At 57.8% G+C, this 12,116-nt stretch carries 12 protein-coding genes, 1 other RNA gene and 2 riboswitches; all 13 genes read left to right on the forward strand.

The genetic code is table 11. The features are described from left to right. Window positions 1–101: 101 nt before the first annotated feature. The 13 genes from dnaG to HMPREF1153_RS01285 all read left to right on the forward strand — a co-directional run bounded on the left by dnaG (window position 102) and on the right by HMPREF1153_RS01285 (window position 11,976). Window positions 102–1,886 (forward strand): DNA primase, encoded by a 1,785-nt coding sequence (gene dnaG, locus HMPREF1153_RS01230; RefSeq protein ID WP_009645067.1) that lies wholly within the window; start codon window positions 102–104, stop codon window positions 1,884–1,886. Between the two features lie 78 nt (window positions 1,887–1,964). Then, on the forward strand, window positions 1,965–3,092 hold the full coding sequence (gene rpoD, locus HMPREF1153_RS01235) for an RNA polymerase sigma factor RpoD (RefSeq protein ID WP_009645128.1): 1,128 nt from the start codon (window positions 1,965–1,967) through the stop codon (window positions 3,090–3,092). 29 nt (window positions 3,093–3,121) lie between these two features. Next, complete coding sequence (locus HMPREF1153_RS01240) at window positions 3,122–3,817, forward strand: tRNA (adenine(22)-N(1))-methyltransferase (protein WP_009645072.1); 696 nt, start codon at window positions 3,122–3,124, stop codon at window positions 3,815–3,817. Next, window positions 3,811–4,605, forward strand: coding sequence for a Nif3-like dinuclear metal center hexameric protein (locus HMPREF1153_RS01245; protein ID WP_009645089.1), 795 nt, complete (start codon window positions 3,811–3,813; stop codon window positions 4,603–4,605). The genes HMPREF1153_RS01240 and HMPREF1153_RS01245 overlap by 7 nt, the downstream gene beginning before the upstream one ends. Before the next feature lie 117 nt (window positions 4,606–4,722). Continuing rightward, an RNA gene (rnpB, locus tag HMPREF1153_RS12055) (RNase P RNA component class A) lies at window positions 4,723–5,080 on the forward strand. Between the two features lie 27 nt (window positions 5,081–5,107). Next, window positions 5,108–5,277: riboswitch (cyclic di-AMP (ydaO/yuaA leader) on the forward strand. 18 nt (window positions 5,278–5,295) lie between these two features. Beyond that, window positions 5,296–5,946 (forward strand): C40 family peptidase, encoded by a 651-nt coding sequence (locus HMPREF1153_RS01250; RefSeq protein ID WP_369791792.1) that lies wholly within the window; start codon window positions 5,296–5,298, stop codon window positions 5,944–5,946. 120 nt (window positions 5,947–6,066) lie between these two features. Further along, a riboswitch (FMN riboswitch) is annotated at window positions 6,067–6,180 on the forward strand. 80 nt (window positions 6,181–6,260) lie between these two features. Next, the gene (gene ribD, locus HMPREF1153_RS01255) at window positions 6,261–7,364 is read left to right on the forward strand and encodes a bifunctional diaminohydroxyphosphoribosylaminopyrimidine deaminase/5-amino-6-(5-phosphoribosylamino)uracil reductase RibD (protein ID WP_009645114.1); all 1,104 of its coding nucleotides are present in this window, start codon (window positions 6,261–6,263) and stop codon (window positions 7,362–7,364) included. Window positions 7,365–7,367: 3 nt separating this feature from the next. Beyond that, window positions 7,368–8,021, forward strand: coding sequence for a riboflavin synthase (locus HMPREF1153_RS01260; RefSeq protein ID WP_009645154.1), 654 nt, complete (start codon window positions 7,368–7,370; stop codon window positions 8,019–8,021). A gap of 50 nt (window positions 8,022–8,071) precedes the next feature. Beyond that, a complete protein-coding gene (locus HMPREF1153_RS01265; protein WP_009645093.1) occupies window positions 8,072–9,286 on the forward strand; it encodes a bifunctional 3,4-dihydroxy-2-butanone-4-phosphate synthase/GTP cyclohydrolase II in 1,215 nt (404 codons plus the stop codon). A gap of 36 nt (window positions 9,287–9,322) precedes the next feature. After that, window positions 9,323–9,937, forward strand: a complete 615-nt coding sequence (locus HMPREF1153_RS01270) for a type 1 glutamine amidotransferase family protein (RefSeq protein ID WP_009645096.1) — start codon at window positions 9,323–9,325, stop codon at window positions 9,935–9,937. A gap of 12 nt (window positions 9,938–9,949) precedes the next feature. Beyond that, window positions 9,950–10,417: a 6,7-dimethyl-8-ribityllumazine synthase gene (gene ribE, locus HMPREF1153_RS01275; protein ID WP_009645130.1), complete on the forward strand. Its 468-nt coding sequence runs from the start codon at window positions 9,950–9,952 to the stop codon at window positions 10,415–10,417. Window positions 10,418–10,429: 12 nt separating this feature from the next. Next, window positions 10,430–10,987, forward strand: a complete 558-nt coding sequence (yfcE, locus tag HMPREF1153_RS01280) for a phosphodiesterase (RefSeq protein ID WP_009645143.1) — start codon at window positions 10,430–10,432, stop codon at window positions 10,985–10,987. A gap of 167 nt (window positions 10,988–11,154) precedes the next feature. After that, a complete protein-coding gene (locus tag HMPREF1153_RS01285) occupies window positions 11,155–11,976 on the forward strand; it encodes an Rpn family recombination-promoting nuclease/putative transposase (protein WP_009645151.1) in 822 nt (273 codons plus the stop codon). Window positions 11,977–12,116 lie beyond the last annotated feature (140 nt).

Genomic DNA, 12,116 nt, shown 5'->3' on the forward strand with positions numbered 1-12,116 from the left:
TTAGTGGAATTTGAGTGGATGTTCCGCGTGGCTCGTTCGTTTCAAGACGGTAGAAAAATCACAGAAAATCAAGGAGAGGGAGCAGCGAAGGGTGAAAAAGCATGAGGAATGAGGCGATGGACGCCTTTGTCGAGCGCGTACGCGCAGATTCCGACATCGTTGCCGTCGTTTCCTCCTATGTCGCGTTAAAGAAAAAAGGAAATCGTTATTGGGGCTGCTGCCCGTTTCACCACGAGAACACGCCGTCTTTTTCGGTAGTTCCCGAGCAGGGATTTTTTTATTGTTTCGGCTGTCACGTCGGAGGAAACGTATTCAAGTTCCTCTCGCTTATCGAGAACATCCCCTATTTCGAGGCAATCAAACTGCAGGCGGAAAAGCTCAATATTCCTTTGCCCGAGAGAGAGAGAAGCGCAGCGGAAATCGCGCGTGACAAGAAGGTGGAGGAACTTCGCCGCGTGCATGAGATGGCGCAGGCCTTTTTTCACAACTGTCTGACCAAGACGCATTACGGCGAGGCGGCGAAGGCTTACCTCGCGGGGCGCGGCATCGGCGAGAGCGTCATCGAAGCTTTCGGCATCGGCTATGCGCCGCCCGCGTGGGACAAGCTCGCCGTCGCCTTCGAGAAGCGCGGCGTGTCTGCCACACTCCTTGAAGAGAGCGGCTTGGCGGCGAAGCGGCAGAAGGGCGCGGGTCATTACGACCGCTTCCGCAATCGCGTGATCATCCCGATTCGCGACGCGCGAGGGCGCGTCGTGGCGTTCGGCGGACGCATCTTGGGAGACGGCGAGCCGAAGTATCTGAACTCGCCCGAGACGCTGATCTTCAACAAGCGACGTCTGCTCTTCGGTCTCGATCGCGCGCATCGCGCTATCGCGCGCGCGGGATTCGCCGTCGTCGTCGAGGGCTATATGGATGCGATTTCCGTCGCGGCTGCGGGCATAGAGAACGTCGTTGCCTCCCTCGGCACAGCTTTTACTGCAGAGCAGGCGAAGCTTCTGCTGCGCTATGCGCCGGAACTGCGCTTCTGCTATGACAGCGATGCGGCGGGACAGGAGGCGACGCTTCGCGCGCTTTCCGTCGCGCGCGCGGCGGGGGCGATGGTCAAGGTGCTGCGCGTGCCCGACGGCAAAGATCCCGACGAATACATCCGAAAACATGGCGAGGCGGCTTTTCGAAAACTCGTCGAAGCGGCGCTTCCCTTCATCGAGTACCGCATGGTGCGCGTATTGGAGACGGCGGACAAGGAGAGCCTGCAGGGCAGGCTCGATACACTCGCGGCGCTTCTGCCCGTGCTCGCCGAGGTGAAAAGCCCTGCGGAACTTGATGGCTATATCGTGCGCACGGCGCGTGAACTGACGCTCGACGAAGGGCTCATACGCGCCGAGCTTGGCCGGGCGGCAGGATCTTCTGCGCCGCCCGCTGCCGTGCGAGAGACGACGCGACGCGCCTTCAAAAAGGCGGACGATATTCTGCAGCGTGCAGGGCGGATCGTGCTTCGGACAGCGTGGCATGATCCGGCTGTCACGGAGCATATTGTCTCCCTCGTGCCGTTCGAGGCTTTTTCGACAGAGGAACAGTCAAAGGCACTCGCGTGGCTCTATGGACTTCATCTTGCGGGCGAGAGGCCGACGGATGCGCGTGCGCAGGCGGAGCTTTCCGAGGCGGTCGCGACGGAGATCAGTCGATCGCTTGCCGAGGACACGGGGACGATGGACGCGCTGGAGGCTTACGATGACTCCATGAGACGCTTGCGCAGGACGTATCTTGCGCAGCTCTTTGAGGAGCATACGCGGCGCGCTGATCGATGGGAAAAGGAAAATGATGCGCGGTTCTTGCAGGAATTAGCGCAGATTCAGCGAATAAAGAACGAAATGGAAGGGCTATGAGCAAAACAAAGGCATTTTCCCAAGCGGGCGTCCTTGCCCGACATGACGAAATGAGCAGCAGAAAGGAGGCGCGATTCCATGGCTGAGAAAGCGAACAAGACGGTTCTCGACGTGGAGAAGAAGCCGACGCAGAGCTCTGCCATCGTGTCGAGCCTTCTCACAAAAGGGCGGGGCAACGGCGGCGTGCTGACTTACGGCGAGCTGATGACGGCATTGCAGGAGCAGGAACTCACGCCGGATGAAATCGACGACCTTTACGAGACGTTCAGCAACAAGGGTATCGAGATTGTGGATGATTCGAACCGTGCACAAGCGGAGGTAGACGAGGACAAGGCTGAGGAAGAAGTGGATATCGATCTCAGTATTCCCGAGGGCATCAGCATCGACGATCCCGTGCGCATGTATCTGAAGGAGATCGGCCGCGTGCCTCTCCTTTCCGCAGATGAGGAAATCGCTCTTGCCAAGCGCATGGAAGCGGGCGACGAGGAAGCGCAGAAGGAATTGGCGGAGGCGAATCTGCGTTTGGTCGTGAGCATTGCCAAGCGCTATGTCGGCAGGGGCATGCTGTTTCTCGATCTCATACAGGAGGGGAATCTCGGCCTCATCAAGGCGGTCGAGAAGTTCGACTACAACAAGGGCTACAAGTTCAGTACCTATGCGACGTGGTGGATTCGGCAGGCGATCACGCGGGCTATCGCCGATCAGGCGCGTACGATCCGCATCCCCGTCCACATGGTCGAGACGATCAATAAGCTCATTCGCGTTTCACGCCAGCTCCTGCAGCAGCTTGGCCGGGAGCCGTCGCCCGAAGAAATCGCCGAGGCTATGGAGATCAGCGTGGAGCGCGTGCGCGAGATCATGAAGATTGCGCAGGAGCCGGTTTCCTTAGAAACGCCGATCGGCGAGGAAGAGGACTCCCATCTCGGCGACTTCATCGAGGATCAGGACGCGCCTGCGCCGGCGGAGGCCGCATCCTTCATGCTCCTCAAAGAGCAGCTCGAAGAAGTCCTCGACACGTTGACGGAGCGCGAGGAACGCGTCCTGCGCCTGCGTTTCGGTCTGGACGACGGCAGGGCGCGCACGCTTGAAGAGGTCGGACAGAACTTCGGCGTGACGCGCGAGCGCATCCGTCAGATCGAGGCGAAGGCTCTCCGGAAGCTGCGGCATCCGAGCCGCAGCCGCAAGCTCAAGGACTTTCTCGATTGATTGGATGCCGAAAAAGATGAAAAGGGGCGGTGACGGTGCCAGAACTCGATGAGCGTCTTGCGGCCGTCGCCGCTTTCGTGCCTTTGGGTGCACGCCTTGCCGACATCGGCACCGATCATGCGAAACTGCCGCTCGCTCTCGTCGTTGCGGGAAAGATTGTACACGCGATCGCCGTCGATGTGAACGAGGGGCCTTTTGAGGCGGCGCGGCGAGCCGTGCGGACGGCAGGGCTGGCGCAAATGGTCGAGGTGCGCCTCGGTGATGGTCTTGCGGCGCTTGCACCTGGCGAGGTCGACAGCGTCGCTGTCGCGGGCATGGGAGGCTCGCTGATCGCGCGCATCCTCACGGACGGTGCTGCCGTGCTGCAGACGCTGGAAACCCTCGTCCTGCAGCCGCAGAGCGATGCGGCGGAGCTTCGCACCTGGCTCTATGACAACGGCTGGCACGTCGCGGAGGAAAGCCTTGTGCGTGCGGGCGGCAGGCTCTATGAGATCCTTCTGGCAAGGCGAGGGAAAAAGGAGAAGCCAGAGCCGATCCTCTTGGAGATCGGCCCTTGCCTTTGGCAAAAGAAGCCGCCGCTCTTGAAAGAACATATCGAGCAGCTGCTTTCTCGTGTGTGCCGTGCGAGAGAAGGCATGGGAAAGAGTGCGCGTGCAAGGGAAGGGGCGGCGTATCGCGCGCTTGGAGAAAAGGCCGCCGCATTGGAGGAAAAGCTTATATGGTAAAGTTGCAGGACGTCATGCAGGCGATGGAACGCATCGCGCCGCGCCGCTTGGCAGAGGAGTGGGACAACCCTGGCCTCCTCGTCGGCTCGCCGCACGATGAAGTGAGGAAGATCCTCGTCGCGCTCGATGTGCGCGAGGAAACAGTGGAACGTGCAATCGAGGATGGCTGCGATCTGATCGTCGCGCACCATCCTCTTATTTTTCGTGGACTCAAGGCGGTGCGCACGGACGATGCGACGGGACGCAAGATCGCGCGTCTGATCAAGGCAGACATCGCTGTCTTTGCCGCGCACACGAACCTCGACAGTGCGGCGGGCGGCGTCAACGATGTGCTCGCTGAAAAGCTGGAATTGAAGGGAGTTGTGCCGCTTGCCGAAGGCGCGGCAGACGGCGAGCCGGGTCTTGGGCGCATCGGCTCGCTCGATGCGGAATTCTCCTTGGATGATTTTGCTGCACGCGTCAAGGCGAAATTGGGGCTTTCGTCGATGCGCATTGTGCGTGCAGGTGCTCACAGGATTTCCCGTGTCGCCCTCTGCGGCGGCAGCGGTGCAGAGTTCATCGGCAGGGCGGCGGCCAAGGGCGCCGACGTCTATGTGACGGGCGATGTCAAGTATCACGATGCCGAACGCGCCATAGGTCTTGGGATCCATATTCTTGATGCCGGGCATTTCGCGACGGAGCAGCCGATCGTTGCCCGTCTTGCTGAACGGTTGAAGAAGGAACTTGGCGATGGTGTGGAAATTGTCGCCGAAACAAAATCTAGTGATTTTTTCAAGTTTATTAACTAGATGTATGATAAATGGAGAAAATAGAATTAGTGTTCTCTTATAATAATTGTTTGCATGTGCCTCGAATCGTTTGACAAATCCTTGGGCAACTGGTATAATGGTCACGTTGTGAGTTTGCTGAGCATCCGGGCAATCGCGGGCGTTTCGCCTGAGGAAAGTCCGGGCTTCAGAGGGCAGCGTGCTGGATAACGTCCAGCGGGGGCAACCCTAGGGAAAGTGCCATAGAGACTTAGACCGCCGCACGGCATAGCCGTGTTGGCAAGGGTGGAAAGGTGCGGTAAGAGCGCACCAGCAGTCAGGTGACTGGCTGGCTAGGCAAACCCCACGCGAAGCAAGACCGAATAGGGAAGGGATGAGGCGGCCCGCCGACCTTCCGGGTAGCGTCGCTTGAGCCGTCCGGCAACGGGCGGTCCAGATAAATGATTGCCACTGCCGTAAGGCAGCACAGAACCCGGCTTATAGGACGCCCAGCGAGCAAAACAACGAGGAGCTAATACGCATCAGCGAAGAAAAGCCGAATCCAGCTCAGGAGCGGGGGAACCATAGTTTTTGGGGTGAATGATGAGGCGGCAGAAGGACGGCAGGGATAAGGTTGCTTTCCAGTCGCGTCAAAAAGGGTGTTCTCTTCCCTAACCCGGCAGCTAACCTCGTAGGCGAAATCAGAGAGGGAGTGTCTATTTGAGTAGAGTAATGCGTATTTTCGTGCTGACCATGGTTTTGATGTGTGGGTTTTCTGTTGCGGGGGCTTCGGCTTTCCGGATCGGAGACCAGGGAAGCGATGTAGCGGAGATTCAGGGACGGTTGGCGAGCCTTGGATATGACGTGGCGGCGGACGGCGATTTCGGCCCCGCAACGGCAGAGGCGGTCAAGGCTTTCCAGAGTGCGCATGGCCTTGAGGCGGACGGCCTCGTCGGCTCAGCGACGTACTCGGCGCTTCTCGGCAAGGGTATGCCGGAAGTGAGCCGCGGCTCGAACTATATTTCGCGCCGTATCATCTCGGATTCGATGCAGTATCTCGGCGTGCCGTATGTATTCGGCGGCACGACGCCGAGCGGTTTTGACTGCTCGGGCTATGTGCGTTATGTGTTCGCCAACGCCGGCATCTATCTGCCGCGCATGGCGGATGAGCAGTTTGAGGTGGGTACTCCCGTTTCGACCGACGAGCTTATCCCTGGCGATCTCGTGTTCTTCACGACGTACACTTATGGTGCATCGCATGTCGGCATCTATCTCGGTGACGGCAACTTCATCAACGCATCATCGAGCCGTGGCGTGGCGATTGATTCGCTTTACAGCTCGTACTGGGGGTCCTGCTACATCGGGGCTCGCAGGGTAATGTAATCTTTTTTGGGGGAGGCTGCAAGCCTCCTTCTTTTTTTGTGCGCATATATAGGATGTCCGGCGTCTCAGCCTATGAACTTGACAAATATCCTAGTCCTATGGTATTCTTTCTAGCAGAAGAGCAGTCTTTGGGGCGGGGTGGAAGTCCCCACCGGCGGTATAGCCCGCGAGCCTTTTGGCAGATTCGGTGTGATTCCGAAGCCGACAGTATAGTCTGGATGGGAAAAGACGTGCAAGTTGCGTTACGGAGACTGTGAAAAGAGTGTTCTTTTTGCGGTCTTTTTTTGTGCAAAGAACAGGAAGGAGGTGGAGAGATGCAGCAGGACGAGGACTTTATGCGCGAGGCGCTCCTGCTCGCTGCGAATGCGCGTGGCCGCACCTCGCCCAATCCGCTCGTCGGTGCTGTCATCGTGCGTGAGGGGCGCATCGTCGGCGCAGGCTGGCATCGCAAGGCGGGCACGCCGCACGCTGAGGTGCATGCGCTCGCCATGGCAGGCGATCTCGCGCATGGTGCGACTGCCTATGTGACGCTGGAACCATGCTCGCACCACGGACGCACGGGACCGTGCGCCGAGGCGCTCGTCAAGGCAGGCGTCAAGCGTGTCGTCGCAGCCATGCTCGACCCGAATCCGCTCGTTGCAGGCAAGGGCAAGGCGATGCTCGAAGCGGCGGGCGTCGAGGTGACGGTCGGCGTGCTCGCCGAGGAGGCGCGGCGGCTCAATGAAGCATATCTCAAATGGGTGACAGAGAAACTGCCGTTTGTCACGCTCAAGACGGCGATGACGCTCGACGGCAAGATCGCGACGGCAACGGGGAAGTCGCAGTGGATCACGGGCGAGGCGGCACGTCAGCGCGTGCATGAGATGCGCGATGTGGCGGACGCCATCGTCGTTGGCATCGGCACGGTGCTCGCCGACGATCCATCGTTGACGACGCGTCTGGCGGACGGTACGGGCAGGAATCCCGTGCGCGTCATTGTCGACAGCCGCGCGCGCACGCCGCTCGCAGCGAAGGTCGTACAGGACGGTGCGGCGAAGACGCTCATCGCCGTGACATGCGCCGCGCCCGAGGAGCGTTGTGCAGCTTTGGAAGCGGCGGGCGTCGAGATCGTCCGTGCGGGCGAGGGTGAGCGTGTCGATCTTGACGCGCTTATGCGCCTGCTCGCGGCGCGCGACCTGACCTCTGTATTCGTCGAGGGCGGCGGCACGCTGAACTTTTCGCTCTTGGCGGCGGGTCTTGTCGACAAGATTCATGCCTTTATTGCACCGAAGATCGTGGGCGGCAGGGAAGCTCTGACGCCCGTCGAGGGCGCGGGATTCGCCGAGCTTGCCGATGCCGCACTTCTGACAAGACTGACGGCGGAGCAGGTCGGTGCGGACATCCTCCTCACGGGCTATGTGGCGAAGGGAGCGAGGTAGCCTTTGTTTACAGGAATCATTGAAGAGGTCGGCGCATTGGAGAGCCTTGCGGGCGGTGAGATCACCATCCGCGCGAAGAAGGTACTCGAAGACGTCGCGCTCGGCGACAGCATCGCGGTCAACGGCATCTGCCTGACGGTCACGCACTTCGATGCGGCGCACTTCACGGCGGACGTCATGCCCGAGACGGTCCGACGCACGTCGCTTGCAGAGCTGAAGCGCGGCAGCCGCGTGAACTTGGAGCGCGCCCTGACGCTTCGAAGCCGCCTTGGCGGTCACATCGTCAGCGGCCATATCGACGGCGTGGGCACGATCGCCGCCATGCAGGAGGAGGGAAATGCCATCCTCTTGACGGTACGCGCAGGTGCCGACATCCTGCGCTACATTGTGGAGAAAGGCTCAGTTGCGCTCGACGGCATCAGCCTTACGGTCGCGCGCGTGAGTGCGGCGGATTTCACGGTCAGCCTCATTCCGCATACGCGCGAGATCACGAACCTACGCGAAAAGCGCAGCGGCAGTCGCTTGAACATCGAGACGGACATCCTCGGCAAGTACGTGGAGAAACTTTTTCCGGGAGTGCGCACACAGGGAGAAAGCGATGCGCCGAAGAGCGCGGGCAAAATAACTATGGATTTCCTGCGACAGCAGGGATTTTAAGGGAGTGCGGAATTTATCCGTACTTCCCAGAGATAAGGAGATGCAGCAATATGTCAGATTTTGCAACGGTGGAGCAGGCAATCGAGGATATCAAGTACGGCAAGATGGTCGTCGTCGTAGATGACGAGGATCGCGAGAACGAGGGCGATCTCATCGTCGCGGCGGCGACGGTCACGCCTGAGGATATCAATTTCATGGCAAAGTACGCGAAGGGCCTGATCTGCACGCCGATCGACGGTAAGCGACTCGACGAGCTGAATATCGGACAGATGGTCGTGAACAACACGGACAATCACGAGACGGCGTTCACGGTTTCCATCGACGCCTACAATACGGATACGGGCATCTCGGCTTTCGAGCGCTGCCAGACGATCAAGCTTCTGCTCGATCCGAAGGCAAGGCCATCGTCCTTCCGTCGTCCCGGCCATGTGTTCCCGCTGCGCTCCGTCGAGGGCGGCGTGCTGCGGCGCACGGGCCACACCGAGGCGACAACGGATCTCGCACGCTTGGCAGGATTCTATCCCGCGGGGCTTTGCTGTGAGATCATGGCGGACGACGGGCACATGATGCGCACGCCCGAGTTGAAAGAATTTGCGAAAGAGCATGGTCTCAACATCATCACGGTCAAATCGCTCATCGAGTACCGCAAGCGCACGGAGAGTTTCGTCAAGCAGGTTGCCGACGTCGACTTCCCGAGTCGTTACGGTCACTTCCGCATCAAGGCGTATGAGAGCACGCTCGACGGCAAGTGCCACATCGCTGTCGTCAAGGGCGATGTCGCGGGCAAGAAAAACGTGCTCGTGCGCGTCCACTCCGAATGCCTGACGGGCGACGCGCTCGGCTCGCTGCGCTGCGACTGCGGCGACCAGCTCGCCATTGCCTTGAAGAATATCGAGAAGGAAGGCGAGGGCGTCGTGCTCTACATGCGCCAGGAGGGGCGCGGCATCGGCCTCGCAAATAAGATGCGTGCCTACGAACTGCAGGACAAGGGCGCGGATACGGTCGAAGCGAACGTCGAGCTGGGCTTCGCGCCCGATCTTCGCGACTACGGCATCGGCGCACAGATCCTCTCCGACCTCGGCCTCACGAGCATCCGCCTCATGACGAACAATCCCGCCAAGCGCGCGGGACTTGAGGGATACAATCTCGAAATCGTCGAGCGTGTGCCGCTCGTCGTCAAGGCGAACAAGTTCGACAAGCGCTACTTGAGCGTCAAGAAAGTCAAGATGGGACACCTTTTGAACGACGAAGATCTGGCGAAATGATAATGACTTCGTGGTTTGAATCATGGGAGAAAAATAATGGAAACAATTCTATTGGTGCTTCTTGAAGAATATGCTGATTGGGAAGCTGCGTATATCTCGTCGGGGGTTCACCTGCTTGGTCAAGGAAAATTTGAAATCAAGACGGTTTCGCTTTCGACACAGAGTGTGCGTTCCATCGGTGGACTTCAGACGATACCAGACTATACGATAGATACTGTGCCAGACGATTATGCGGCATTGCTTTTGATTGGAGGAATGCGGTGGCGTGAAGAACGCGCACGGAAACTGTTTCCTCTGGTAACGCATTGTTCGCAAAATGGCAGATTGTTAGGCGGTATTTGTGATGCAGTAGGATTTTTAGCTGCGGCGGGTGCTTTGGATGCTGTGAAGCACACGGGAAACAGTTTGTCTGAGCTTCAGTGGGGAGATTCGCAGTATAAAGGTGCGGCGCATTTTCAGCCCAAACAGGCGGTTTGTGACAAGAATACGGTTACAGCCAATGGTTCTGCACCGTTGGAATTTGCCCGAGAAGTTTTGCTTGCATTGCATGTTGCGGATGAGGCTCTGGTTGAGGACTGGTATGCTCTACATAAATTAGGGTACTATAATACGGCTATGCATAATCGTTTTGTAACGATGATGCAGAATTAAGGAGAGATAATCATGGCAAAGACGATCGAAGGTTTCATTACAGGCAAGGGACTTCATATCGGCATCGTGGCGGCGCGTTTCAATGAGTTCATCACGAGCAAGCTCTTGGGCGGTGCGCTCGATGCGCTGCATCGTCATGAGACGAAGGAGGATGACATCGACGTCGCCTGGGTGCCGGGCGCGTTTGAGATTCCGATTGTTGCCAAGAAGATGGCCGAGAGCGGCAAATACGATGCCGTGATTTGTCTCGGTGCGGTCATTCGCGGCGCGACGACGCATTATGATTATGTCTGCAATGAAGTGTCGAAGGGTGTCGCGCAGGTCGGGCTTTCGACGGGCGTGCCGACGCTCTTCGGCGTCCTGACGACGGAGAATATCGAGCAGGCGATCGAGCGCGCGGGCACGAAGGCGGGCAACAAGGGCGCGGACTGCGCCTTGGCGGCGATGGAGCTTGCAAGCCTGCTGAAGAAGATCGGCTGAGGGGGCGAGGTCATGAAAATCGGCATCATCAGCGATACGCACGGCTGCGAGAAGCGCTGGCAGCTTGCCTACGAGAAGCACTTTTCCGACGCCGACCTCATCATCCACGCGGGCGACGTGCTCTACCACGGCCCGCGCAACCCGATGCTCGAAGATTATAACCCCGCCGGGCTTGCCGATAAGATCAACGAGAGTGTGCCGCCCGTCCTTATCTGCCGCGGCAACTGCGATTCCGAGGTCGATCAGCTCGTGCTCAAGACGCCGATCCAAGCGCCTTACGCCTATGCTTTTGCGGGCGGCAAGCGCATCGTCGCGACGCACGGGCATCTCATCGAGAGCGACGCCGCCAAGGATGAGGCGGCACAGACGATGCGCGCCGACGTCTTCATCACGGGTCACATCCACACGAACGTCCTCGAAAAGCGCGGTGCGACCGTGTTCGTCAATCCCGGCTCGCCGTCTCTGTCAAAGCGCGAGGACGGCAGGGCGACCATCGCTTTAATGACCGATGAGAAAATCACGATCCTCGACCTCGATACGGATGAGGTGCTGATGGAATTGAAATTTTAGATATGTGCGCCGATAATCGGCGATGTTGTCTGGGAAATGTGCACATTGTGGTGTAGAAAGCTTGTCATGCCGCACACAAAAGACGCTCCGTTGAGGAGCGTTTTTGTGTGCGATTTTTGTTGCCTTGAAGCGAAAAAATTCGTACAATGGAGAAAAGGGGTGAGAATATGGGCGACTACAAGATCAAGCCGTGGGAAGAGTTGACGATTCGTGATGATTACATGTTCAAACTCGTTATGAGGCGCAGGCGCATTTGCAAGAAGATGCTTGAAGGAACACTTCGCATAAGGATTGAGAAGATTCGGTATCTGGAAACGGAAAAGTCTATAACAGCACCTTATCGAAGCAAGGGAATACGCCTGGATGTCTACGTCAAGGATGAGAGAAATACAGTCTATAACATTGAGATGCAGATTCGGCGACTGGAAGGAGATGCGCTTTTCAAAAGGACACGATATTACCAGTCCATGATGGATGCCGATCTTCTCGCGGCGGGAGCGGATTACGATGAATTGAATAAAACAATCATCATATTCATCTGTCCCTTCGATCCCTTTGGTGAAGGGCGCTATATGTATACGTTTGAAAATATTTGTCTGGAAAATAAGAACCTCAATCTACTGGATGGTGCGACGAAGATTTTTCTCAATACGAAAGGACAGATCGGCGATATTGATGATACGATTCGCGCATTTCTGCAGTATGTTGACGGTGTAGTCACAGATAACAGCTTTGTGCAGGAGGTCGAAGAGGAAATTCGAAGAGTCAAGCTTGAAGAAGGAGAGAGGGTGAATTACATGACATTTGCCATGAAGATGATGGAAGAACGCAAAGAAGGACGCAAGGAAGGACAGCGGGACGAGCGTGTGGCAATTCTACGGCGACTTGTTACGCAATCTCAAATTCCTGTCGAACAGGCTCTTGAGATGATTGGCATACCGCAGGCGGAGCATCTTTCGTATAAGAAGATGCTCCATGCGAAGCTGTGACAGCAGTGTGCGGACAGGTGCAGCGGCACGGTTCTCGTGTGCATTATGGACCGTATCCGGGCTATGCTCGAAAGTGAAAAGCCACCAGCTGTACGGGTGGCTTTTTTCATGCGGATTGTCTCGGCTTGTGGAGATTTTCC

The sequence above is a fragment of the Selenomonas sp. CM52 genome, from assembly GCF_000292955.1.
Taxonomy (GTDB): Bacteria; Bacillota; Negativicutes; order Selenomonadales; family Selenomonadaceae; genus Selenomonas.

Bases quoted from the DNA above. Each gene is read 5' to 3' on its own strand.
- HMPREF1153_RS01270 (WP_009645096.1), top strand. From the start codon at position 9,323: ATGGAAACAATTCTATTGGTGCTTCTTGAAGAATATGCTGATTGGGAA.
- HMPREF1153_RS01265 (WP_009645093.1), top strand. From the start codon at position 8,072: ATGTCAGATTTTGCAACGGTGGAGCAGGCAATCGAGGATATCAAGTAC.
- HMPREF1153_RS01245 (WP_009645089.1), top strand. From the start codon at position 3,811: ATGGTAAAGTTGCAGGACGTCATGCAGGCGATGGAACGCATCGCGCCG.
- HMPREF1153_RS01285 (WP_009645151.1), top strand. From the start codon at position 11,155: ATGGGCGACTACAAGATCAAGCCGTGGGAAGAGTTGACGATTCGTGAT.
- ribD (WP_009645114.1), top strand. From the start codon at position 6,261: ATGCAGCAGGACGAGGACTTTATGCGCGAGGCGCTCCTGCTCGCTGCG.
- HMPREF1153_RS01250 (WP_369791792.1), top strand. From the start codon at position 5,296: ATGCGTATTTTCGTGCTGACCATGGTTTTGATGTGTGGGTTTTCTGTT.
- rpoD (WP_009645128.1), top strand. From the start codon at position 1,965: ATGGCTGAGAAAGCGAACAAGACGGTTCTCGACGTGGAGAAGAAGCCG.
- ribE (WP_009645130.1), top strand. From the start codon at position 9,950: ATGGCAAAGACGATCGAAGGTTTCATTACAGGCAAGGGACTTCATATC.
- dnaG (WP_009645067.1), top strand. From the start codon at position 102: ATGAGGAATGAGGCGATGGACGCCTTTGTCGAGCGCGTACGCGCAGAT.
- yfcE (WP_009645143.1), top strand. From the start codon at position 10,430: ATGAAAATCGGCATCATCAGCGATACGCACGGCTGCGAGAAGCGCTGG.